Annotated in this window: 19 protein-coding genes; 7 read left to right on the top strand and 12 right to left on the bottom strand. The window is 33.9% G+C overall.

Annotated features, from left to right (window positions below):
• Positions 1-586 precede the first annotated feature (586 nt).
• Positions 587-2,218 (bottom strand): T9SS type A sorting domain-containing protein, encoded by a 1,632-nt coding sequence (locus Z053_RS0106550; RefSeq protein ID WP_160170058.1) that lies wholly within the window; start codon positions 2,216-2,218, stop codon positions 587-589.
• Positions 2,219-2,668: 450 nt separating this feature from the next.
• On the opposite strand from Z053_RS0106550, the gene mnmE reads away from it, so the two are divergent.
• The 3 genes from mnmE to Z053_RS0106535 all read left to right on the top strand — a co-directional run bounded on the left by mnmE (position 2,669) and on the right by Z053_RS0106535 (position 6,532).
• Entirely contained in the window at positions 2,669-4,060 is a 1,392-nt protein-coding gene (gene mnmE / locus Z053_RS0106545; protein WP_025664240.1) for a tRNA uridine-5-carboxymethylaminomethyl(34) synthesis GTPase MnmE, read from the top strand.
• Between the two features lie 208 nt (positions 4,061-4,268).
• Positions 4,269-5,294 carry an AraC family transcriptional regulator gene (locus Z053_RS0106540; protein ID WP_025664239.1) on the top strand — a complete coding sequence of 342 codons (1,026 nt, stop codon included), beginning with the start codon at positions 4,269-4,271 and terminating at the stop codon, positions 5,292-5,294.
• A gap of 86 nt (positions 5,295-5,380) precedes the next feature.
• Positions 5,381-6,532: a pyridoxal phosphate-dependent aminotransferase gene (locus Z053_RS0106535; protein WP_025664238.1), complete on the top strand. Its 1,152-nt coding sequence runs from the start codon at positions 5,381-5,383 to the stop codon at positions 6,530-6,532.
• Between the two features lie 675 nt (positions 6,533-7,207).
• Here the strand turns inward: Z053_RS0106535 and Z053_RS0106530 are convergent.
• The 11 genes from Z053_RS0106530 to Z053_RS0106480 all read right to left on the bottom strand — a co-directional run bounded on the left by Z053_RS0106530 (position 7,208) and on the right by Z053_RS0106480 (position 20,135).
• The gene (locus tag Z053_RS0106530; RefSeq protein ID WP_152538271.1) at positions 7,208-7,825 is read right to left on the bottom strand and encodes a hypothetical protein; all 618 of its coding nucleotides are present in this window, start codon (positions 7,823-7,825) and stop codon (positions 7,208-7,210) included.
• Positions 7,826-7,949: 124 nt separating this feature from the next.
• A complete protein-coding gene (locus Z053_RS0106525) occupies positions 7,950-8,450 on the bottom strand; it encodes a hypothetical protein (RefSeq protein ID WP_025664236.1) in 501 nt (166 codons plus the stop codon).
• Positions 8,451-8,583: 133 nt separating this feature from the next.
• The gene (locus tag Z053_RS0106520; RefSeq protein ID WP_025664235.1) at positions 8,584-9,042 is read right to left on the bottom strand and encodes a COG2426 family protein; all 459 of its coding nucleotides are present in this window, start codon (positions 9,040-9,042) and stop codon (positions 8,584-8,586) included.
• Positions 9,043-9,160: 118 nt separating this feature from the next.
• Positions 9,161-10,924, bottom strand: coding sequence for a hypothetical protein (locus Z053_RS0106515; protein ID WP_025664234.1), 1,764 nt, complete (start codon positions 10,922-10,924; stop codon positions 9,161-9,163).
• A complete protein-coding gene (locus Z053_RS0106510) occupies positions 10,917-13,154 on the bottom strand; it encodes a hypothetical protein (protein ID WP_025664233.1) in 2,238 nt (745 codons plus the stop codon). Before Z053_RS0106510 ends, Z053_RS0106515 begins: the two co-directional genes overlap by 8 nt.
• On the bottom strand, positions 13,151-14,452 hold the full coding sequence (locus Z053_RS0106505; RefSeq protein WP_025664232.1) for a BatA domain-containing protein: 1,302 nt from the start codon (positions 14,450-14,452) through the stop codon (positions 13,151-13,153). The genes Z053_RS0106510 and Z053_RS0106505 overlap by 4 nt, the downstream gene beginning before the upstream one ends.
• Before the next feature lies 1 nt (position 14,453).
• Positions 14,454-15,350, bottom strand: a complete 897-nt coding sequence (locus tag Z053_RS0106500) for a DUF58 domain-containing protein (RefSeq protein ID WP_025664231.1) — start codon at positions 15,348-15,350, stop codon at positions 14,454-14,456.
• A 27-nt stretch (positions 15,351-15,377) separates the two neighbouring features.
• Positions 15,378-16,379: an AAA family ATPase gene (locus tag Z053_RS0106495; protein ID WP_025664230.1), complete on the bottom strand. Its 1,002-nt coding sequence runs from the start codon at positions 16,377-16,379 to the stop codon at positions 15,378-15,380.
• A gap of 10 nt (positions 16,380-16,389) precedes the next feature.
• Positions 16,390-17,010, bottom strand: a complete 621-nt coding sequence (locus Z053_RS0106490) for a DUF4159 domain-containing protein (protein WP_025664229.1) — start codon at positions 17,008-17,010, stop codon at positions 16,390-16,392.
• 135 nt (positions 17,011-17,145) lie between these two features.
• Positions 17,146-18,462, bottom strand: coding sequence for a TldD/PmbA family protein (locus Z053_RS0106485; RefSeq protein WP_025664228.1), 1,317 nt, complete (start codon positions 18,460-18,462; stop codon positions 17,146-17,148).
• Between the two features lie 32 nt (positions 18,463-18,494).
• Positions 18,495-20,135, bottom strand: coding sequence for a TldD/PmbA family protein (locus tag Z053_RS0106480; protein WP_025664227.1), 1,641 nt, complete (start codon positions 20,133-20,135; stop codon positions 18,495-18,497).
• A gap of 602 nt (positions 20,136-20,737) precedes the next feature.
• Between Z053_RS0106480 and Z053_RS0106475 the strand changes: the two genes are divergently transcribed.
• The 4 genes from Z053_RS0106475 (at position 20,738) to Z053_RS0106460 (ending at position 25,131) form a co-directional block, all read left to right on the top strand.
• Positions 20,738-21,211 carry a DUF983 domain-containing protein gene (locus Z053_RS0106475; RefSeq protein WP_316930164.1) on the top strand — a complete coding sequence of 158 codons (474 nt, stop codon included), beginning with the start codon at positions 20,738-20,740 and terminating at the stop codon, positions 21,209-21,211.
• Entirely contained in the window at positions 21,208-21,840 is a 633-nt protein-coding gene (locus tag Z053_RS0106470) for a Crp/Fnr family transcriptional regulator (protein WP_025664225.1), read from the top strand. Before Z053_RS0106475 ends, Z053_RS0106470 begins: the two co-directional genes overlap by 4 nt.
• A gap of 70 nt (positions 21,841-21,910) precedes the next feature.
• Positions 21,911-23,650, top strand: a complete 1,740-nt coding sequence (locus tag Z053_RS0106465; protein ID WP_025664224.1) for a SulP family inorganic anion transporter — start codon at positions 21,911-21,913, stop codon at positions 23,648-23,650.
• A gap of 65 nt (positions 23,651-23,715) precedes the next feature.
• Positions 23,716-25,131 (top strand): MBL fold metallo-hydrolase, encoded by a 1,416-nt coding sequence (locus tag Z053_RS0106460; RefSeq protein ID WP_025664223.1) that lies wholly within the window; start codon positions 23,716-23,718, stop codon positions 25,129-25,131.
• The last annotated feature ends 22 nt before the right edge of the window (positions 25,132-25,153 follow it).

Here is a 25,153-nt window from a genome sequence, read left to right as displayed (position 1 = left end):
ATCCTGAGCAAAATTAATATAGGGTATCAACATAAAAATGATGCATAACAGCATACATGTTCGATGTACAGGATACCTGTAAATGTGAATTGAGTTTGTGTTGTTTGAGTTCATAAGAATAAGATTAAAAAAATTATTAGGTTAGACATTAAATTTAGTTAGTACAAAAACTCTTGCAGCACCTTTAATTGCCACAAAATTGTATTCCACTAACTGGTCATCTAATTTTTAATTAATCAAAAACCAGTGGTTTTTTCCTATTCTTTTTTTTCCGAAGGAAATAAGTTGGTTAATACTGAAGTATTTCTTCTTCTTCCTGCTACAAGATAGAAAAGAAAATCAACTCCTCAAAAAAGTTTGGCAATCAAAATTTAAAATACATGTATTAATATCTATTTTTGCTTTTTTATAGATAAAATATATGATCGCATAAGGTACCATAGTAGCATCAGCAATCCTATCAGGAGCTATCTAATAAGATATATTATCATAAAAGCATCCCAGAAAAGATTCTGAGATGCTTTACTTTAAAAACTAAATTTAATATCTATTGTTTGTTTTATTGATTAGTCTATTATTCTTTTGTTTACTTAATGACTAATTTTTGTGATCTAACTATTTCATTAGAATCTACTATTCTAACCATATAGATACCTCTGCTTAATTTGCTAACATTGATATCTAGATTTGTACCAGTAGAAACAATTTCTTTAATTTTTTGACCAGCAAGTGAATAAATACTTATACTAGATCCGTCAGAAATTCCTTTTAGAGTAACAATATCATTCGTTGGGTTAGGATACATACCGAAAGTATTAGTATTTTCAGCAGCTTCTGATTGCCCAGATTCTGCTATTATTGAAGAACTAACATTTATAAACTTCCATTTAGTAAAGCTACCTACTGTAGTTACAGTAGAACAGCTTATGTCATTATTCTGTCCGTTTCTATTGTTTCTTCTAATATTTTGGTTAGAGCCATCTACTCTTATGTTACTAAAACCATTGCTTACATTGGTTGTAAAGAATTTAGTAGCGTTACTTTGGTTAGTAACCATATTTAGTGCGTTACTAGAAGTTCTCTGAATATACTTACTATTTTTTTTATTTTTTAAGTAATATCTATTATTACCTGCATCAATTTTATACCATTGCACCCAATTACCAGCATTTGTAGTAGGCCTGTGTCTTAGAACAGTTGCAGTGGCTTGCAATCTTCTACCCACATCAGGGCTTTGAATATAAAATGGACCAGTTTGTGAGGTCCCTCCTAACCCCATTGCATTCCAAAAAGCAGGTATTGTAGCTCTTTCTCCAAAGTTAGAACCTCCAGACCCAAAACATCCTCCATAGGCATGAACTCCAACTGCATTTCCTGTTGCGGTGTCAATAATAGGACTTCCTGAGTTTCCTCCTGTTGTATCTGTTCTATATCTAACAAATGTATTATTAACAGATGATAATGGCCCTGTATGGGTTTGCTGTGTTTGGTTATCAACACCTGTATCTGTACCAAATCCCGTTATGGTTATATTATTTCCGGGAGCACTTTGCACTACATTAAATGATTTACCCTGTGCCTGTATAGGTGTTTGACCTGTTTGCGAATTTGCGCTTGCCGTAAATACTGCCCAGTCTGTTTCGGGTCTCCCTCTAACATAATTGGTAACAAAATTACCTATTGGATACTGATCTTCTGGCCCTGGGTGTACAATGGTACGATCTGGATTAGATTTAGGCACATTAAATTCTATAAGTTGCGCTCTGCTCCCTACGCAATGCCCTGCAGTAACCAATCTACCATTAGTAATAATCCAACCTGTACAACCAATAGGTACTATTCGTCCGATTGCATTATCAGTAGAATCAACTCTATCATCAGTCGAACCACATTGAGATTTTGATCCCGGATCATTTTCACCAACTCCTACTTCATGAATAGTAAAACCTATAGCTGATTCTCCCGGCGCTACAATTAGTTTTAGAATTACTTTATCACCATTAAAATATGCTGTGGTATTCTTCCACTCTTTAATAGTCGTTGATGTTAGTGTTTGTGTAGCCCCGTCTAACGTCGATGTAATGGTTAGTGTACTCTTGTTTCCAAGGTTTACATCTTTAAGGAACAAACGTAACCACGTAGCTCCTTTTTCTGATATAGTTTCTGTAATAATTTGTGAGTTACTTTTACTTTGATTACCATCAGGTTTTATTTTCATATTATACGCTGTATAATGTCGTGGCAGCTCATCCTGAGCAAAATTAATATAGGGTATCAACATAAAAATGATGCATAATAGCATACATATTCGATGTATCGAGTACCGATAATTAGTGTGAACTGAGTTTGTGATGTTTGAATTCATAGGAATAAGATTAAAATGTTAGGTTAGATATTAAATTTAGTTAGTACAAAAACTCTTGTAGCACCTTTAATTGCTACAAAATTGTATTCCACTAACTGGTCATCTAATTTTTAATCAATCAAAAACCAGCGATTTTCTCTTATTCTTTTTTTTCCGAAGGAAATAAGTTGGTTAATACTGAAGTATTTTTTCTTCTTCCTACTGCAAGTTAGAAAAGAAAAACAACTCCTCAAAAAAGTTTGGCTATCAAAATTTAAAATACATGTATTAATACCTATTTTTGCTTTTTTATAGATAAAATATATGATCGCACAAGATACCATAGTAGCATTAGCAACCCCATCAGGAGCCGGGGCTATAGCGGTCATTCGCATCTCTGGAAAAGAAGCTATTACGATCTGCTCTCCTTTATTTCGATCTGTTAGCGGAAAAGAATTAAGTGCTCAAAAAAGTCATACCATCCACCTGGGACATATTGTTGATGAAAACAGAATGCTTGATGAAGTTTTGGTCTCTATTTTTAAAGGCACTAATTCGTATACCGGGGAGCCTACTATAGAGATTTCTTGCCACGGTTCTGTATACATACAACAAGAGATTATTCAATTATTACTACGGAAAGGATGTAGAATGGCTAATGCCGGAGAGTTTACACTACGTGCATTTATTAATGGGAAACTAGATCTTTCTCAAGCCGAAGCTGTAGCCGATCTTATTGCATCTGATTCTGAAGCTTCTCATCAAATTGCAATGCAACAAATGCGGGGTGGTTTTTCTAATGAAATTCAAAAACTGAGAGATGAACTCCTTAATTTTGCTTCTTTGATAGAGCTAGAGTTAGATTTTGCCGAAGAAGATGTAGAATTTGCAGATCGCACTCAGTTTAAAGATCTAATCGCCAGAATTACAAATGTATTAAAACGCCTTATTGATTCTTTTGCAGTGGGTAATGTTATCAAAAACGGAATTCCGGTAGCTATTGTCGGAGAGCCTAATGTTGGAAAATCTACGTTGCTTAATGCATTACTAAACGAAGAAAGAGCCATCGTATCGGATATCGCAGGAACAACTCGTGATACTATAGAAGATGAAATTACTATTGGTGGAATCGGTTTTAGGTTTATAGACACTGCCGGGATACGAGAAACCAAAGATGTTGTAGAAAGTATAGGCATCCAAAAGACGTTTGAAAAAATTGAACAAGCACAGGTAGTTATCTATTTGGTAGATAGTTCTCTATTGACTGCTGATAGTTTACAGGAGCTAAAAACCGAAATAGGAAAAATAAAAAATAAGTACCCGCAAAAACCATTAATTATTGTTGCTAATAAAGTAGATAAGCTTGATAATGATCAAATTTTGACGCTAACATCTGAAATCGAAAATATCCATTTGCTTTCTGCAAAACAAAATACGGGTGTCGAGGCCTTACAAAATAAACTTCTTGAGTATGTAAACACCGGCGCTTTACGTAGTAATGAGACTATTGTTACCAATTCTCGTCACTATGATGCCTTATTAAAAGCCTTAGAAGAAATACAGAAAGTACAATATGGATTAGATACCGGGCTTTCTGGAGATCTAATGGCTATAGATATTCGCCAGGCGTTATATCATTTTGGAGAAATTACAGGAGAAATTACCAGTGATGACTTACTCGGAAACATCTTTGCTAATTTCTGTATTGGGAAGTAGGTTTTCGTTTGTCTGACTTTTATAAAATAAAGTAGAGATGAAATTCTTCAGGTTTGAACCTTCCGAAGTATTATAACTATGTTAGGAAAGTCCCTATCCTTCAAAAGAACTATGTTTATTACAGATAGTTAACAAAAGGTAAAAAACAACAGTGAAATTCAATTTTGCAGTTTGATAAGTTTATCTTTATGGATAGTTTTTGAAAAAAATGATAATCAAATTATTAATAGCAATTATAAGTGGTATTGGACTTGGAATAAGTTTATTCTTTGGAATTTATTTACTTAGACTTAAAAAAGTTCAGAACACAATATTAGGAGTATTACTTATCGTGCTAACGTTAAGGATTACCAAATCTGTTTTCTATAATTATATAGAACTTCCTGTTTTTATTAAGAATCTAGGGCTAGCAGCTAATTTAGCAGTAGGTCCTTTATTATATATTTATGGGCGTTCACTCTTTATAAAAACAAAGACTCAACTGAAGTTTGTACTATTTCATTTTATCCCTAGTTCTATTTATTTAATTTTTTGCAATAGTATCCCTAATGAAATTAATAGTGTTTTTTGGAAATTGAGTTATAGTTTCATTTTAGTGCATTCATTTTCTTATGTAATAGCAAGTCTGTTTATCTCTCAGAAACGACAAATTACAATTGACAAAAAAGTAAGAGAGTGGTATATTCTATTGGTTTTGGCTCTTTGTCTAGTGTGGATAGTTTATACTTTAATATTTATTAAGTTAATCCCTGTCTACTCTGCTGGTATAGTTGCATTCTCAATTCTAATGTTTATCATCCTGTTTTTAGCTTTTGATAGAAAAGGAATATTTGATAATACCTATAAAGAAAAATATCTTAATTCTAATATTACCATAGAAGATGGTGAGGTTCATTTAAACCGGATAAGAAAATTAATCGAGGAAGAAAATCTTTATTTAGATCCTAATTTAAAATTAGCATCTTTATCTTCCAGACTTAATTTATCTTCTAGAGATATTTCTATGATAGTCAATAAACACGCCAACAAGAATTTTTCAAGTTTCATTAATGAATATAGAATAAAAAAGGCAAAGGAGTTCCTAAGTACCAGTCATCCGGATACAAAAATTTTAGCTATTGCTTTAGATTCAGGTTTCAACAGTCTTTCATCCTTTAATGTAGCGTTCAAGTCATTTACAAAATCTACACCATCTGAATACCGATTAAAAAATATTACCAGAATAGTTTCTTAATATTTACTATTAAATCTCTATTGGATTCATGAATTCGATAGACAGTACGCCTAATTTTTAGTTGATTTAGAAAAAACTTTAAAATTATGGATACAATAAATAGAAGACAATGGTTAAAAAACTCTTTGGCAACATCTGCAGGTTTAAGTCTATTTCCCCTGAATGCTTTTTCTGAAAATAACGGAGATCATTATAGAAAAGATTACAATACTAACAAAAGTGATATAAGAAGATTACTTTACAATGAAAACCATCTTGGTCCGAGTAAAAGTGTAGAAAATATAATTAAGGAAGTTATATTTCGTAGCAATCGATACTCAACTTTTCATGAATATGATGCAAAAGCCTTAAAACAATTGATAGCAAAGCAAGAGGGATTGAAGCCCGAGAATGTGCTACTGGGTCATGGATCTTTTGAACCTTTAATATGGACAGCAACTCATTTTGGAAGTAAAGGAGAACAAATAATTGTTCCCAGTCCAACATTTGATGTAATTGGACTTTTTGCCAGAAAGATTGGAGCAAAAGTCACACCGGTTGAAGTAGATTCAGATTTCAAAATGAATTTAACAGAAATGGAATCCAGAATTAGTTCTGAAACTAGTCTTTTAACACTCTGCAATCCTAATAACCCAACAGGGACTGTCATAGAAACTGAAAAATTAAAATCGTTTTGCAGGCTTGTGTCTGATAAGACTACCGTACTTGTTGATGAGGCGTATATTCATTTTATGAATTCCTGGCGAAACAAATCAATGGCACCTCTCATTGCAGAAGGAAAAAATGTTCTTGTTACTCGTACTTTCTCTAAGATATACGGTTTGGCGGGTTTACGGATTGGTTTTATGCTGGGACCAGAATCACTTATAGCAGAAATGGAGAAAAAATTCACTTTAGGATTTCCTGGCAACATGCCTAATTCGCTTAGCGTTGCATCTGCAATTACTGCATTAAAAGATGATGTCTTCTTAAAAACATCAAAGAATAACAATATCGATACACGAAATACATTTTACAATGAACTTGAAAAACTTGGCTTCAATTACATTCGCAGTGAAGCCAACTTCGTCTATTTTGATGTTAAAAACTTTAAAGCTTACAAAGAGCTTATGTTGAAAAACAAAATTTTACTTGCTGGTGGTTGGCCAACGAAATCGAATTGGGCACGAGTAACTATGGGGTCTGAGGCTGATATAAGTTTCTTACTTGATAAAATGAAAGGAAAGAAATGGTTATAATCATTTCTTTCCTTTCTTATTTTATTTTTCTAGATCATATCTAACTGTAAACATATCTTATTTGTTAAAAAATTAACACATTTTGATTCTCGGAAGGGTACTTACGAAGTACCCCCCTCCCTACTTCAGAAGTACCCTCCCCCCAGTACAAAGACAAGCAACTCTTGTGTTTAACATAGGGCACACTTCTGTTTAACACAGGTACCACCTCTGTTTGAAGTACCCCTGACCTACATTTGAAGTACCCCAAGCAAGGTATTTACTATAATACCCCCACTACACTAAGTACCCCTACTCGACATCAACCATCGGATAGGGTACTTATATAAGTACCCCCCTCCCACTATAACAAGTGGGTCTTGAGTACTTATGAAGTTAATACCTCTCCTTTTTGTTAAAAATATCTTAATAGATGTCATGTGTTTGATTAAAGGAAATCGCGATGGTTTGTAATACTATTTTACCTACAAATGGCCTGGATATGATCCACTTTTTTAATAGATTATCTATTTACTAATCATAAAATAGAATGTGGTGCTCTTTCCTATTTCGCTTTCTAACCAAATTTCTCCTTTTGGATTGATGTAGAGTTCACTAAAAGGCAAAAAAAATCGATACTTTATTTGTTATAAAGTATCGATTCTCTTTTAGATAAGTATGATTATTCTATCTATTTTACTGAAGTGCATCGTATATATTAATTGGTAAAAAATGACGTCTTTGCTCATTATTTTCACCATTAGATGCAGCATATAAATCTCTAAAGTATTTCACTGCGCCAACAGAATAGTTTATTTTTTCTATCCATTTATAGAAGTCTTCTTCTTTTTGATCGGTGTTAACATATTCAAATACTGTCCCTTTTAGTTTCTCTAAACCATTATCGGTAAAGACAGGACGAGAAGGCAGTTTTTTAAATTCTCCTTCTTTAACCCCGAGTAAGTTTTCGATCCATTGCAAATCTGTTTGGTATTGCTTAATCAATTTATTCTCTAAAGAGTGATATAATTCATCTTCAAATACAATCCTAAGTGTACTTCTTTTACCGATCATATCCCCAGTCTTAAAAATAAGACTATTATTAATCCCTAAATGAAATTGTCCATCATTGTTACTTTCTTCCAGAACTATCGTAAAAGGAATACCATTAAGACTTCTTACCTCAAACTCCTGATCACTAATAGGTTGAATAGAAACAAGCTCATTTTGTGCATTTACTTGCATAAAAAAGCAAGACATCACTAGCATAAGTACTATTTTCTTTAGGTTCTGTATGTTTATTCTGTAGATCATGGCAAATTATTTTAGGTGTTCAAATTTATAATTTCATAAGCTGTTTTCAAAACTCTAACAATATTGATTTGTTATTATTTTAAAATTTGGCTTAATAGGGCTGCTATTTTTAACATAACATATATCATGCCACAGAATTTAAAGTGCTCTTCATGAAGGAATATAGCTTTTGCATTTCCTTTTTACCAGCTTGTCTTCCCAAACGACCAGCAAAGTAGAGTACAAACCAGGTAATGAGAAGGAAAAACATAGTAAGTATAGAAAATAAATACGATTTATCCAGGCGTATGTTTACATACATCCAGACCAGAGCACCTATAAATAATGTTGCTACTACAAAATGCAGAAACATAAAAAGTGTCCATACCGTAGGACTGGGACCAAAAAGCCCTTTAAGTTTTGGTTGGTTTTCATCAACTTCATAAATCTCGAGATGAAGTTGTGGTGACCAGAAGTGTTGTTCTTTTTTAGGAATACGTATAAAAACATGATGGTCTATCCGGCTTACTTTAAAATCCTGACAAGTCTCACTCGTTTTTTCAAAAGCTTCAAGCGCTTTTTCTGATGGTATATCTAAATCCTGAAAAAACCGGGGACGTAAAACAATATCATTTGAGACTTCCATAGATGCATTTAAGCATCAATGTTACTATATTTTTTAATTCTTATTACTGATTTTTATCAGTTTTAGAAAACTCAATATGAATCTATTAGAACTATACTATAAAATGAAGATCGTATGATTATAACATAATGGTTTAGGAGATTCCTTTCATAGTGAGTAATGTGGTTACCCACACAATAACAGAAGAGAAAAATATACCCACGCTATTCGCGATAAAAGCTTTTCGTTTTTTAACCTTAAATAAATATGTAGCAATACTTCCTGCATACACACCTGTTCCAGGAATTGGAATCATAACAAATAAAAGAAGTCCCCAAAACCCATGTTTTTGAATTTTACTCCCTGATCCTAACTTTGCTCTTCGTGCTACATATATCGCAGCTTTTTTATAAAATGTCCATCTTAGTAAATAGGTATTCATCCTTTCCAAAAAAAACATCATTAGAGGAAACACCAATACATTAGATAAAAAACATAAAACAAATACCAAATAGATATTTAATCCACTAAGCATACCATAAGGAATCCCAACCTTAGCTTCACCAAAAGGGGAAATACTCCACAAAACAGCTATAATAATATCCTTAATCACAAACAATTTTTCTTACAGTTTGCAAAGGTAACGTTCTAAATGGTTTGTACCATAATTTTAAATCTTAAAAAAGCTCTAAATTAGCTTTATAGCTCTTATTTTAACAATAAAGCTCTTTTTATGGTTTCAACAGCTTGGGTTCCAGCCATAAATATCCTGCGCACAATAAAAACAGAAGATAAAAACCTAAAAGTGGTATCGGTCGTATCGTATAATTCTGGATTATTTCATTCTTCAACGATTTTTTATAACGCCTTTTATTTTCTTCAATTGTTTTATACAACATCTGTGATCTCCAATGAGAGGTATCTGCTACAAAATACTCAAACACTTTTGTTGTATCCTGTTCTATACATTGAGTATTCCATCCAAAATCTCTTGGATAAATAACTCCTTTCCAAAGGTTTGCTATATCAATATCACTACGCATCGAAATACTGTGTTTCTTATTGGTTTTGACTATTGGTTTTGGTATTGATGTTCTTACCTCGAATGCAAAAGGATGATCTTTATACGCAATTATTGAAGTTGCCCCCCATTCTACCAGTGAAGTTTCTTTACGACTTAAACTAGTAATGAGTTTAGACCATATTTGTTGATAAGCAGTGGTATGACCATCTAATACTAGTTCGTATGTATTTTCTAACACTGTAGTTCCAATTCTACCTTTTCCGATGTATTTGTATCCAGATATGATTTTGGTATTAGGTTTAGTATGAATATGCTGCAGCAGAAATTCGTCTTCAAAAACAAAAGCATGTTTAGAAAGTTTAATTTTTGTCTCACTATCCAATCGGGTTTCTGTATTTTTTTCTGAAACAAAATTAAAAGCTCCTAATCCGTTTGAAGCTCTAAAAAAATTAGAGTCTGGCTGGATAAAAATACCCAGGCCATTTTCTTTTACCGAATTCTCTAAAGCAATACGTGATGCTCTTCCCAGATTTTTGAATGAGTTGGCATCAATAATGACAAGATCAAAAGGTTCTAAATTCTTTTTAGAGAAAGTTCCCATAGGTATTCTTTCCATATTAAAATACTCGAACTTATATCTTCCTTTGGTGATCTGACTCCTAACTAGTACTTGATGCCCCATTTCTGCCAGGTAGTTTTTAAGGTACTTGGTTTCAAAAGTGGGAAAACCATTTATCACTACTATTTTTAACGGAATAGAATCCTCTACAATTAGAGGGATAGGGTCTGTAGACAAAATTTTCCCTAAAGTATCTTTTTCGACTAATGAAAAGAGATAGTTTCCTTTTACATTAAGGTTAGTTGTGAATTCAAATTTTTGTTGTTCTCCAACAAGTAAAGAAACAGAATCTAAACCTGCTCCTCCCGGTCCTTCTAATATAAGTCTATTCCCTTTTTGTGGATTAGCATATAATCCTGTAAACACCTGTCGTTTACCAACTGTATTTTTATAATCATATTTAAATCTAATTACCCCAGAAGGAGTCTTTCTTCCCAGGTAGCTAACGTTATAATTATCTAATTTCCAGAGGTCATAAGGTTTCACACCATACCCAAGTACAAAAACAGAATCTGGAGTGTCTACGCCATCAAAAATAGGGTGATTAGCTTTGTACAGATGTTTTTTTAGTTTTTTATGAATTCTCGCCAGGCTATCTAATTGTTCTTTATCATAGCCCTCGGTAAGCAAAACCATTTTAGTAGTTATAGTATTGGCAGTAGAAATTGCAGGTTTTAATGCTATGATAGCAAGTGAGGTAATTGCCAAAAAGGATATTGTTATTTTTATCCAAAATCTACGTTTCCCAAACTCTGGCCATTCTTTCCATATAAAAACAGTCCATAGTATTATCCCGCCAATACCGATTTGCAATATCCAGTTATCATTCAAAAAAGTTATTTGATCAATCATGAATTTGAAGCTCTTTTAGTAGTAATTCATTAATCTCACTTGTTAATACTTTCTTTTTAAATGGATTGGGTTGCAGCTCGGGAAGCGCATAAAACAAACCTCTCTGTACCTCGATCAAAATTGAAGGTGATATAGCCCTACCATCTGTAATCTGTTTTAACTGTTGTAAGGTTTTTAAATATTCCCCAGGGCTTTCAATAGCTTTGACTGCCAGTTCATTTCCTGCCTGTTTAAAAAGGAGTCTATCTTCATCGGTAAGTATCGTTTTATTAGATATCAATTGCTCAAGCCTTAAAACAGTTTTATATATAGACGGATATAGTTCTGGGAGTTGTAGTTCTTCTTTTTTTCTGAAATTAGACACTTCGTCAATTTTACCCGTAAGTCTTTTATCTTCTTTAATCGGTGGAGGATCAAACCCAATACGGTGTACATAGACTCGGGCACTATTTTTAATTTCCTGAATCAATTTAAGTGCTTTATATTGATACGGTAAGGACTTTTCTGGAGTATACAACCGTAAATATAACTCGGCATCCCACATTTCATTTAAAGCTTGTCGTAACTTACTTTTTAAAGATTGCGTAAAAAGCGTTGACTCTTCGGGATCATCATGATTATGTAAGTACTCATGCAAAGGGTCATTTGCTTTTTCATCATCCTCTTCTTCTTCGTGAGGTACCAGGTTATGTTCATTTTCATGATCATGGTCATGAGTATACGCTGCTAATGGATCTTTTTCTTTCTCATGATCTTCATCGTCATGTTCATCTTCCTCCTCGGGAATTGCCGTATTTTCTTGTGTTGCCGGTCCAAACTCTGATTCGTCTCCCATAAATTCACCATACTTAAGGCGTAGTACTTTTTGATCGAACCCTAATTCATTACTTTTAAATTTGAAGTCTTTTTCTGATAATTTTGGCTTATCCTTAATCAATTTTTCTGTATCAATAATCAACTGGCGTTGACTTCTGAAATAATCTGGCATTAAATCTACTCCCATTGTTCCCTCTACGGCAAATGCATCAGAAATAGTATCTTTTATAACGGCAAAAAAGGTTTCACTTCTAGAAGTATTAGGTTTGGGTTGCTTAAGATCCAGTGCTTCAATATAAAAATAAAGCTCATCTCCCGGTTCCATATTCATTTGATCCAGGTCTATATTTTTTGATAAGCTTAGGTTTTTGTATCCTCTATCTACTTTATTATCAAAACTTAATTTTTCCTCTCTAAACTTAACAGATTCACCAGATCCTTTACTTACCGTTGCTATAATATATGCTTCTGCAATACCAAAATCATCGGTAACAGAGGTTGTAAATGCTATTCTTTTGTTTTCATCATAAGAAAAGGAAGTAAACTGTTTTAAATCAGTAATTTTTATATCCGGCCTTTTATCTTTTATAACTTCAATCGAATATAATTCAGAAGTATATGATGTGCCCAGTATATCTGTAAATTTGAAATTGTAGAATCCCGATGTATTTAAAATCGAAGTTCTTACATATCCGTTATCAGTCAATTTCATAGGGTAGCTATTTCCCATACTTTCCATAGATACACTTTTAACTTCTTTATCAAATGTTATTTGCCACGATAATCGCGATCCTTCTACTGCTTTTATTTCCATTTTTGAAGTTTCAATAGAAGGTTTTCTTGTATAAGAAGGATACTGTATGGTTAACAATTGACTTTTTAATTTAGGTTGTTGGGTAGTCATTGTAGAATCAATGGGGTTAAAGATTATTGCATCTGGATGTACTTCCCTATGCTGTGGCCATTGTAAATGATCAAGAATATGATATCTATATCCGATAAAGCCAACCAGTGTACATAAACTCATTACGATACAGGCTCTAAATAAATGATTAGGAGGTTTGATCGTTTTTAATTTTTCGACAAGTTCTTTTGTTATTCTATATTGTTGCAATTTTGCGAGATCAGATAATTGTTCTTTAGGTAGTAGCAAAAGACCTGTGCTATATTCTGCAACATCGAGGTGTTGATCAATATAACTACTCACCATTTTTAAACCGGGTTTCCAGGGTTTCACAAAAATTACAATCAATAAAGCAGCAGATATCAAAGTAGCAATTGAAAAAATAAGGTTAAAGAACAAAAAATATATAAGAATAGCGGGGCCTAGTGCATAGAGCAAAATCTCTATCCAAAGCATGAGTTGCCAACGCTTTTTAAACCGAATCAATATTTTATCTCCAGACGCTATCATTGTTTTCTATATTTTGCTACGACACGCTCTGTGATGAGGAATAATATACATAAAAACCATAACCATTTAGATAACTCTAAAGTAGCAGAATTTTCTTTGTTTTTCTTAACATCTGTAGCTACTATCGGAAGTAATTCTCCTACATGTGTAACTCGTTTATCATACGGTTTCATTTTTTCTTCGAGATCTTCATTATGATTGAGTATTGCCAGGAGATGTTCTGCAAAATACTCATTTACGACACGTTCTGTACTAAGAGGTTTTGTAAGATAGAAGATTTCTTTTGAAGATCCTTTTTCTATGATATTATGGGATAAATCATCTGGTTTATACAGGAGTAATGTCGAAGAAGTTTGCGGAGTTTCATCTTTACTTAACCATATTACTGTATTAAAAGCATCAAGGTGTATCGTATCTATATTCTGTACGGCACGAACATTAACAGGTGCGTTAAGATGTTTTGATATTGCGCGATAAGCAGCTTCAATATATCTCTTTTCTGTAGATAAACTATCGTCATAAAATACTAATACGCTAACGGGTGATTCGGTAATAAGAGGATGCTGCTCTTGATTTCCGTTTACAGAAAAAACTATACTATCCTTCTCTTTATTAAATTCGATTCGATTACTACTCGTAGCAACAAGTTCTTTCTCAAAAAATACATGTTGAGCATCACTTGATACAGAAAGCAACTGTATTGCATCTTCTTTTTTAGTAGCACTAAGCATATTCTTAGTTGGTTTTCCGGGATCTAGAATTACCCATGATATATTTTTATGAACCTGTGGTCTCTTCCCCTTTATACCCGATACAAATGCATTCGTTAAAACAACAATACTATCGGTTTCTAATGTTTCCATTTCTTTGGCCAATTGCCAATACCCCGGAGTTACAGTAGGAATTTCATATGCTGGATCGTTTTGATACTCTGGAAAACCAAGTTGCAAAAGCCGTATTGGTGCTTCGGTTTCTATAGTATCCAGAATTGCATTTACCTCTTCATATTCGAGTAGAGAAGGTTCTACGATATAAGTAATGGGTACTGCAGTAACTTTTCTTTTTATCTGTGGTTCTGCTATGATCATAACAAGTGTAGTAATCAATAACAATCGTAAAAGTAATAACCACAACTCATTGATTTGAACACTACTCGTTTGTTTAGAATCAGATTCATCAAGTAGCTGAATACTTCCTATCTTAATTGTTTTCCCTTCTTTTTTACTCCACAGATGTATTGCAATAGGAACAATACCTCCTAATAAAGCCCATAAATATGTGGGAGTAAGAAAAAACATACTAAATCAATCTATTTCGTTTCTTCAAAAACACCTGTAAAGCCTCTCCGATATTCTCATTTAGCTTAAACAAATGATAACCAATATCATTAGCAAGCAGGGTGTTTTTTGTATTTTTTATCATTTCTTCTAATGCAATGAGGTATTGTTTTTTTGCTGTCTTAGCATCTATTTTACGCCTTGCTCCTGTTTCCAAATCTTCAAATGTAATGGTACCTTTATAATCAAATTCCAGTTCGTTTTTACCCATCAAATGAAATACTACAACTTCATTTTTAGGTGTTTTCAACCGCTTAACAAAAGAAGTTAGTTCTTCACTGTGTTCATATAAATCGGTAATAAAGAAAATCAATTCTTTATGGTTACGATCATGAAGGTTTTTTGACGCTCCAGGGTCCTCTGGCCATTTTCCTTCATTCTTAATATTAATCAATTCTAACAACAGACGATTATAATGTTTTTTCTGAATTTTGGGATATACACTGTGTAATTGGTGATCATTAAGTGCAAAAAGACCCACGGCATCTCCTTGATTTTGGGATAAGTATGCTAATGAGGCGACCAACACTCTAGTGTAATCCATTTTAGACAGATCTTCTTCCTTATGAAGCATTGACATACTAGCATCGACAATAAATTTTACCGCAATATTACTTTTTATATCTGATTGTCTAATATAGTATCTACCTGATCTGGCAAGCATTTTCCAATCCAGTAGTCTTAAATCATCACCCGGTTCATAATTACGAAATTGACTAAACTCCATCCCTGGACCTACACTTCTACTGTGATTATGTCCAGACAAATATCCATCAACTATTACACGTGCGATGAGTGCTAATCCAGATACATTTTTTACAAGTTCTGGTTTTAATAATTGATGATAGTCCTGTTTCATACCAATTTAACTTTAAAATATCGCATATCAGTTCTTTACCCGAATAGCGCTTAACAGTTGATGAGTAACATCATCAGATGTTATCCCTTCGGATTCTGCTCTAAAATTTACAATAACTCTATGGCGCAATACTGGTATAGCGACATGCTGTATATCTTCTAATGTAACCGATAAACGTCCTTTCATCAAAGCACGAGCTTTGGCTGTTAATATCATTGCCTGACCCGCTCTTGGTCCTGCTCCCCAATTTACCCACTCTTTTACATATGCGTTTGTAGTAGTTTCTGGCCTTGTCGCTCGTATTAACTTACTTACAAATGTGATAAGATCATCGCTTATAGGCACTTCTCTTACCAGATTCTGTAATCTTAATATATCATCACCGGTAATCACTTTATGAAGTGTTTCTTTTTTGGTACCTGTTGTATTTTTTAAAATGGTGGTCTCTTCTAATTCGCTGGGATATCCAATTTTTATATATAACAGAAAACGATCTTGTTGTGCTTCTGGCAACATAAACGTACCCGATTGCTCAATGGGATTTTGGGTAGCGAGAATAAAAAATGGTCTATCCAGAGTATAGGTTTTACCAGAGTATGTTACTTCAAACTCCTGCATGGCTTCTAACAGCGCTGCCTGAGTCTTTGGTGGCGTTCGGTTAATCTCATCTGCCAATATAATATTAGCAAAGATGGGTCCTTTATTAAATTTAAAAAACTTCTTTCCGGTGCTATAATCTTCTTCAAGTATTTCGGTACCAATAATATCAGAAGGCATTAGATCGGGAGTAAATTGTATTCTTTTAAACTTTAGATCAATAGCCTGCGCTAATGTTCGTATCATTAACGTTTTTGCCAACCCGGGAACTCCTTCTAATAATGCATGTCCTCCTGCCAGAAAAGTAATCAGTAATTGTTCTACGGTTTCCTCCTGTCCTGTGATTACCTTGCCAATTTCTTTCTTTAACTTGGTAAGTTTCTCGGTAAGTACATTCACCTCTTGTTCAATACTTGCTAAATTTTTATCCATACATCTTCTTTTATGATGTTAAAGCATACATCACTATATTTACTCCAAAACGGGTATTATCTATTTTATACCATCGCTTATTTCTAAAATCATAATCCCATTCGCAACCATAATCTTTGTTGCTAAATAAGACCCCTATTCTACCATTAATTTCAATAGCTTTTAGGTAATCATGTACAATATCATCTCCCCATCCGTTAAGTTCTTGTGAAGTCGTGGGTGGACCATCTTCAAATTCGAAGAAAACGTTATATATCTCATGAGTATTAGGGATTTTTTTTAACTGCCTAGGGCCAAAGATATCCTCCATTTGTCGTTCAAATGATTTTGAAAACAAGCCATCTATATCGTGATTACAATCATCTGCAAAGACAAAGCCTCCGTTCCTGACATATTTCTCAAAATTCTCTCTTTCTTTCTTTGTAAATTGTACTAGTTTATGTCCGGATATATAGCAAAATGGACTTTTAAATATTTCATCGCTACTAAGGGCTATAATTCTTTCCTGTGTATCTACTTTTAGGGTAGTATACTCCACTAGAGAATTTAAAAGGTTTGAAGGCATTCTTTGATCTACATCCCAATCTCCTGACTCATATTGCAATCTTGTAAAGAAAAACTTGTTACTCAATGCAGTTATTATTTTAGCTTTCAAAAACATATTGCCCCACAAAACTGTTACGATTAATGGTTAAAATAGTATTGAAAGAAAAAACTGGCCATAATGAAGCTAATCAAAATGACCAGTTTATATTATGAATTATACTTAGACCGCATCAGACAAGCTGGTAAAGGTAAAATCTCTTACCTTCATATAAGGTACCAAATTACCATTTATCCTAACTTGTTTACCGAGTGTTTCGAGATTATTAAGCATAATAATCGGACTCTCATTAAACCTAAAGTTCTTTACCGGATGCTTTATTTTTCCATTTTCGATATAGAACGTTCCATCTCGGGTAAGACCAGTATATAAAAGAGTTTGAGGATCTACATTTCTGATATACCATAATCTGGTAACCAAAATCCCTTTTTTGGTTCCTTTAATAAGATCTTCTAAAGAGGCATCTCCTCCTTGCATAATGAAATTAGATGGAAAAGGTACTGGATCGACTCCTTTCTTTTCTGCCCAATAACGGCTATATGCTAAATTTTTCACTACTCCATTCTCTATCCAGCTCATCTTCTTTAGAGCCTGTCCTGCTCCATTCCATGTACTTGTAGGTACATCTGGATTTAAAGGATCGGACCAAATGTTTACACGTTCGTCTACAATCTTCTCTCCTAGTTTAGTGCCTCCGCCTTCTTTAGACATAAAGCTTCGTCCTTCATCTGCAGTTCGTGCGCTAAGGGCACTACCAATATTTTGTAGTAATCCAACCGACGCTGCAGGTTCAAGAATTACAGTATATTTTCCTGGTTCTATAGCTTTAGCTTCTCTTGATGTTACTGCCTTATCTATCGCTATATTAGAAGCTTTTGCCGCATCAAACTTGCTGATATCATTAAAATCACGAGATACCCATCCTGATCCGGTACCGTCATTAGTTCTCATTGTAACCGTGAAATTAGAATCTGTAGATTGATTGTAGGCAAAAAGACCATTAGAATTCATCATTGCACTAAACCCATAAGAATCGTTAAAGAATCCCGCAGCGGTAACATCTTTTGCTGCAGCTGGCTCAATACTACTACTTGCTACAGTAGCACGATACTCTGGTGAGATATTGGCCGATGCTTTGTTATAGGTTATTGATTTATCATAGGTTTGAGGTCCCAAAGGCCCCATAAACTCTGGATTCTCTGGCGAAAGTTTTGCTAACTCTTCTGCTCTTTTGACTACTTTCTTTAAGGATTCATCATCAAACTCATCAATCGTAGCTGTACCCGATTTTTTTCCAAAATTAGATTGTACAACCAGATTTTGATTAGATCGATGACCCGCAGTAGAAACCGTATTACGCGCATAGCGGATATTTCCGCTTTCGCTTCCACTCATATTTATTTCACAAGCATCAGCAGTAGAAAAGCTCAGTGCTTTTTCCATAATTTGCTTTGCTTCTTCTTTTGTATATATTGCCATGATATTTTTATTATTTGTTGGAAAAAGATGTTTTAAATAGTTCTACCTGTATTGATCACATTTACATTATTAAACCTAGTAGTAGAACTTCCGTGTGATACAGCACTTATCTGAGAAGGCTGTCCTTTACCATCAAAGAACGATCCGAATAACCTATAGTCATCTTTGTCACATATTTTGGCACAAGAATTCCAAAACTCCTGTGTATTAGATTGATAAGCAACATCATCTAACATACCCACAATCGCTCCGTTTTTAATTTCGTAGAAAGCAGTACCGCCAAACTGGAAATTATATCGTTGCTGGTCGATAGAGTACGAACCTCTACCCGCAATATAAATTCCTTTTTCTACATCTTTTATCATGTCATTAACATTATATTTTTCTTTACCTGGTTCTAACGAAACATTAGGCATACGCTGAAATTGCACATCGTTCCAACTCTGAGAATAACAACAACCATGTGATTCATTCTGATCTATCATATGAACCTGATCTCTTATTGCCTGATAATTGGTTAATACACCATTACGTACAAGATCCCATTGTTTTGTCTTTACTCCTTCGTCATCATACCCAACAGCTCCTAGAGATCCTACTTGCGTTTTATCTGCTACCAGATTAACAATATCACTACCATACTTGAAGTTTTTGGTTTTCCATTTATCAAGAGTAGCAAAACTTGTTCCTGCATAATTGGCTTCATATCCCAGTACACGATCCAACTCGAGAGGGTGCCCTACCGATTCATGAATAGTTAATCCCAGGTGATTTGGTTCTAATACCAAATCATACTTACCTGCCTCTACCGATTTGGCGCTAAGTCTTTCTTTGGCCTGCTTGGCTGCCATAATAGCGTCTTCTACCATATCGTAGCTTCCTCTATATAACTTCATTCCTGCTGGCCCATCTAATTTTTCTGAATCCAAACCATCCATATATTCATATCCCATTCCCATAGGAGCACTCATTGCCTGGCGTGATTTAAATTTATTATTAGCACGATCAATTGCCGTAACCGTAAATGTTGGCCATATACGGTGAACATCCTGATCTATATACGACCCATCGGTAGATGCAAAATATTTTTGCTCATTTACCATAAAAAGACCAGAATTCACAAAATTAGCTCCATTTTTCATTGCAGCTGCATTAGCACTAAGCAATAGATCTACTTTTTCTGAAATAGGTACTTTTTTGAAATCTTTTTTAATAGGTGTCTTCCAGGTTACTTCTCCATAAGATTTTACCGGAGCCAGTTTCACAGGCACCTTCTGAATTTTTGAATTTGCTTTTGCTATTGCAACCGCTTGTTCTGTTGCTTTTTTAATTCCTTTTTCTGTTACGTTATTGGTAGAAGCAAACCCCCAGGTTCCATTGGTAATAACTCGTATACCAATTCCAAAAGATTCTGTATTTACTACATTCTGAACCTTATCTTCTCTGGTAAATACATATTGATTTAGATATCTTCCTATTCTTGCATCGGCATAAGATGCTCCCAAAGTTTTGGCAGTATTTAATGCTATGTCTGCAAGGCTTTTCTTGATTGCGACGTCCATCCCAGGATTTAGCAAAGCTTCTGCGGAAATATTATTTCCCATAAGCATGGATGGCATCATTAATGCGCCAGATCCTAATCCAGCGTATTTAACAAAATCTCTTCGTTTCATATAAACCTCCTTTTTTGATTGAATGAATATTTATTTAGTTATGGTGTTTTAGTTTTTAATGTATACTAATGCTAAATTTAGAAACATAACGCTATAGTATATATCATTTTTTCGTGAGGAAATATGATTGTTTTTATCTAAAAAACTTAAAAAACATATGAGTTTTTTCATTCTTTTAAGATCCCCCAAGTTAAAATCATATCATACCAAAAAGAAGCTTATTATGCCTACTTTTTATTTTTAGTACAGCACTAAAAGTAGAAAATTTATGTCAAATAACAATAGTGCCCAAAAATGTTAAAAAAAGAGTAAGAATTTTCGTATACAGAGAGGTTTAAAACTTAAGAAAGAACATAAACGCCTAACATACAGATATTTACAAAAACAAAGCTGATCTAATATACAATCAAAAAATTATCAATAAAATGCCTGAATCCCTAGATTTGAGCGTATTTAAAATTTTGTTAAACTTTTATATTTTTAACGCAACTGTTATCAAAATCATAAAATACCTTTAGCAAAATTGCTCTTTTACAACTTAAAACAGTGTCTATCGACATATCTAAGAAGTTATAGTCTCATTCTACCTTATAGAGCAAAAAATGATCTTTGCATATGTAACCTTTGTTACTGATAAATATTTTGTAGTGCATTACTTTTATCCAAAATTCAACAACATGTTTGGTAGAGGTTCAAAACTATATAGCATATTGTTTTTAAAATGTCCACGGTGTCATGATGGAGCATTTTTAGAAGCTAACCCATATGACCTAAAACGTTTTAATAAAGTAAAAAAAAGATGCCCTTCATGTCAATTAAAATATAGTATAGAGCCCAGTTTTTATTATGGTTCAATGTATGTTTCATATGCAGTTGGTATAGCGATAAGTGCAGCTGTTTTTACCTTGATACAACTGTTTGGGTTAAATCTAACCCCAATACACATCTTTATCAGTATTGTTATTACCCTTATACTTTTAATGCCATACATTGGAGCGATTTCAAAATTGATTTGGGCCAACCTCTTCTTTACCTACGATGCATCTATCGCCAAAGCTAAACAAGATTCTAAATGATTCAGGAGCTAAAAAACAGTTACGGACGCCAGTTTGAAAATGCTTTGATAAACGATATACTACAAGTCGGAACTTTTAGAGAAGTTCCTACTGGATATAAGCTGATTGAAATTGGAGATTATATCAAAGGAATGCCATTACTCGTATCGGGAGCAATAAAAGTACTTAGAGAAGATAAAGAAGGAGACGAATTGCTATTATATTATTTAGAACAAGGAGATACCTGTTCGATGACAATGACTTGTTGTATTGGCCAAACTCGCAGTGAAATTAGAGCAATCGCAGAAGTAGATACGAAACTTATCATGATTCCTATTCGAAAAATGGAAGAATGGACCGCCAAATACAAATCCTGGAGGAATTTTGTTTTTGAAAGTTATCATAACCGATTAAATGAACTTCTTATTACTTTAGATAGTATAGCTTTTGATAGAATGGATGAACGCCTGGTAAATTACCTGAAGGAAAAAGCTCGAGTTAATAACGAATATATTATTCGTAATACACATCAGGAAATCGCACAGGAATTACATAGTTCTAGAGTAGTGATATCCCGCTTGTTAAAAAAACTGGAACAAATTGATAAAATAGAATTACATAGGAATTATATCAAAATTCTTGATTTATAAAAGCTATGTAACCAATGTTACTGATTATAGATTTATGTTCTACTACTTTTGGTTATAAATTCACGCATACATGCTAAAGCGATATTTCCCTGTTTTTCAATGGCTTCCTGATTATAAAAAAAAGTTTTTATCGGGAGATATTGCAGCAGGTTTAACTGTAGGGATAATGTTAATTCCGCAAGGAATGGCATACGCCATGATTGCAGGTCTTCCTCCTGTATTTGGGCTATACGCCGCATTGATCCCACAAGTAGTCTATGCTATTATGGGTACCTCGCGACAATTGGCAGTAGGCCCCGTAGCAATGGATTCTCTTCTTGTAGCATCGGGATTGGGAGCACTATCACTTTCGGGTATTGAAGAATATATAACGATGGCAATCTTTCTCTCTCTATTCATGGGAAGCATTCAGCTTATTTTGGGGATATTAAAGATGGGGTTTTTGGTAAACTTCTTATCCAAACCTGTTATAAGTGGTTTTACGTCTGCTGCTGCAATTATTATTGGACTTAGCCAATTAAAACATGTATTAGGAACAGAAATCGAGCGTAGTAATCAAGTACATATCTTGTTACACAATGCATTCAAAACCATAGATCAAACTAACTTTTTAACTCTAGGTATTGGAATTCTTGCCATTGTATTTATCAAAACCATAAAAAAAATAAATCCAAAAATTCCTGCAGCATTAATTGTAGTTATTCTTGGAATCGTTAGTGTTTATGCCTCTGGTATAGATGATCTGGGAGTAAAAATTGTAGGTGCAATACCAAAGGGGTTACCCGAATTTGAGGTACCTATTGTTGAGTATTCCAGAATTTCGGAGCTTGTTCCCATTGCTCTTACTTTAGCTCTTATTGCCTTTATGGAAGCTATTTCTGTAGCCAAAGCAGTAGAAGAAAAACATACAGAGTATGAGGTTGATCCTAATCAGGAATTAATTGCTTTGGGAACGTCTAATATTGTCGGTTCCTTATTTCAATCTTATCCAACAACAGGTGGCTTTTCCAGAACAGCAGTTAATGATCAGGCTGGTGCAAAAACAGGCATAGCCCCAATCATAAGCGCAGTCGTAGTTGGATTAACTTTATTATTCCTTACTCCTCTTTTTTATTTTTTGCCCAACGCGATTCTGGCAGCCATAATTATGGTAGCGGTATTTGGATTGATCGATATAAAATATCCCATTGTACTTTTTAAAAACAGAAAAGATGAATTTGGCCTTCTCCTTCTTACCTTTTTGATTACTCTTATTATTGGTATTAAAGAAGGAATATTATCAGGAGTATTGTTTTCTTTATTGATATTAGTTTATAGAACTTCAAAACCTCACATTGCAGTTTTGGGGAAAATAAAAGGAACCAATTACTTCAAAAACATTACTCGTTTTAGTAATGATATTGAAATACAACCATATATTTTGATTATTCGTTTTGATGCTCAACTATACTTCGGAAATAAAGATTATTTCAAAAAAGAACTCTATAAACAGGTTGATTTAAAAGGAAAAGAGCTTAACACCATTATACTTAATGCAGAAGCCATAAATTATATCGACAGCAGTGCCGCCCATGTACTCAAACAGCTCGTTAAAGATCTCAAAAGTAAAGGCATTCAGTTTATTATTGCCGGAGCCATAGGACCTACAAGGGATATTATATTTAGCAGTGGTCTTATCAATACTATAGGTCCAGAAAATCTTTTTGTAAAAGTTTATGAAGCATATGATCACTGCAATAATGCAAGTAAAAAAACTGCTATACAAGAAAAGATTTCTCTTCAAACAAAAAAAACACCTTCTGTAACATAAGTAACTGTAGAAGAATAACATCCATACTACCTTTATACTATTAAACCTTTTAAAAGTAAATACTTATGAAAATAGAACAGATTTATACGGGCTGTTTAGCCCACGCTGCTTATTATATTGAGAATAACGGAGAAGCTGCAGTTTTTGACCCCCTTAGAGAAGTACACCCCTATATCGATCGTGCAAAAGAGGATAACGCAACAATAAAATATGTATTCGAGACCCATTTTCATGCAGATTTTGTAAGTGGGCATCTTGACTTAAGTAAAAAAACAGGAGCAGAAATTGTTTTTGGCCCCAGTGCAAAACCTGGATATCATGCTACCATTGCAGAAGATGGACAGGTTTTTGAAATCGGAGAGTATAAAATAAAAGTGATTCATACTCCGGGTCATACTATGGAAAGTACTACATACTTGCTTATCGATGATCAGGGAAAAGAGCATGGGATTATTACCGGAGATACCTTATTTATAGGTGATGTAGGACGACCCGACCTAGCTCAGCATGTTGTATCTGAGTTAACCGAAGAAAAATTGGCTGGTCATTTGTATGATTCTCTTCGCAATAAAATTATGCCTCTAAGTGATGATTTGATAGTGTATCCTAATCATGGGGCTGGTTCTGCCTGTGGTAAAATGATGAGTACAGAAACTACTGACACTCTTGGGCATCAGAAAAAAGTAAATTATGCTTTACGCGAAGACATGACAAAAGAAGAGTTTATTGATGCTTTACTTACTGGGTTAACCGCTCCTCCCGGATATTTTCCTCAAAATGTTTTAATGAATATCAAAGGATATGACAGCCTTGATGAAGTAATGGATCGAGCAATACGACCTTTGCTTCCTGATACTTTCGAAGTAGTGGCCACCGAAACAGATGCACTAATGCTTGATACCCGAAATGCAGAAGATTTTACTAAAGGGTTCATTCCTAATAGTATTAATATCGGTCTGGAAGGAAGTTTTGCTCAATGGGTGGGAGAAATGATTCCCGATGTGAAACAAAAAATATTACTAATCACCTATCCAGGAAAGGAAAAAGAAGCAATCACCAGATTATCAAGAGTAGGATATGATAATACCATAGGATATCTTGATGCCGGGTTTGATTCATGGAAAAATGCTAAAAAAGAGTTCGAAACCTCGAAAAGAATTACCGCCAATGAATTTGAAAAATCCTATACCAAAGAAAAGCCTTTGGTTTTTGATATTCGTAAAAAAAGTGAGTACGACTCAGAACACATTATTGATGCGATAAATATTCCTTTAAACGAAATTAATAAGCATTTGGCAAAGTTTCCAAAAGACAAATCTTTTGTACTATACTGTGCGGGAGGATACAGAAGCATGATAGCATCCTCTATTTTAAAACAAAGAGGTTGGCATCAATTTGTTGATGTGATTGGTGGATTTGCAGAAATTGCAAAAACTGATATTCCAAAATCAGAATATATCTGCCCAACTACAATGCTTTAATATATAGAAATTAGAAGTAAAA

The sequence above is a fragment of the Aquimarina megaterium XH134 genome (genome assembly GCF_000520975.1).
Taxonomy (GTDB): Bacteria; Bacteroidota; Bacteroidia; order Flavobacteriales; family Flavobacteriaceae; genus Aquimarina; species Aquimarina megaterium.
This window is presented reverse-complemented; position numbering and strand designations above follow the sequence as displayed.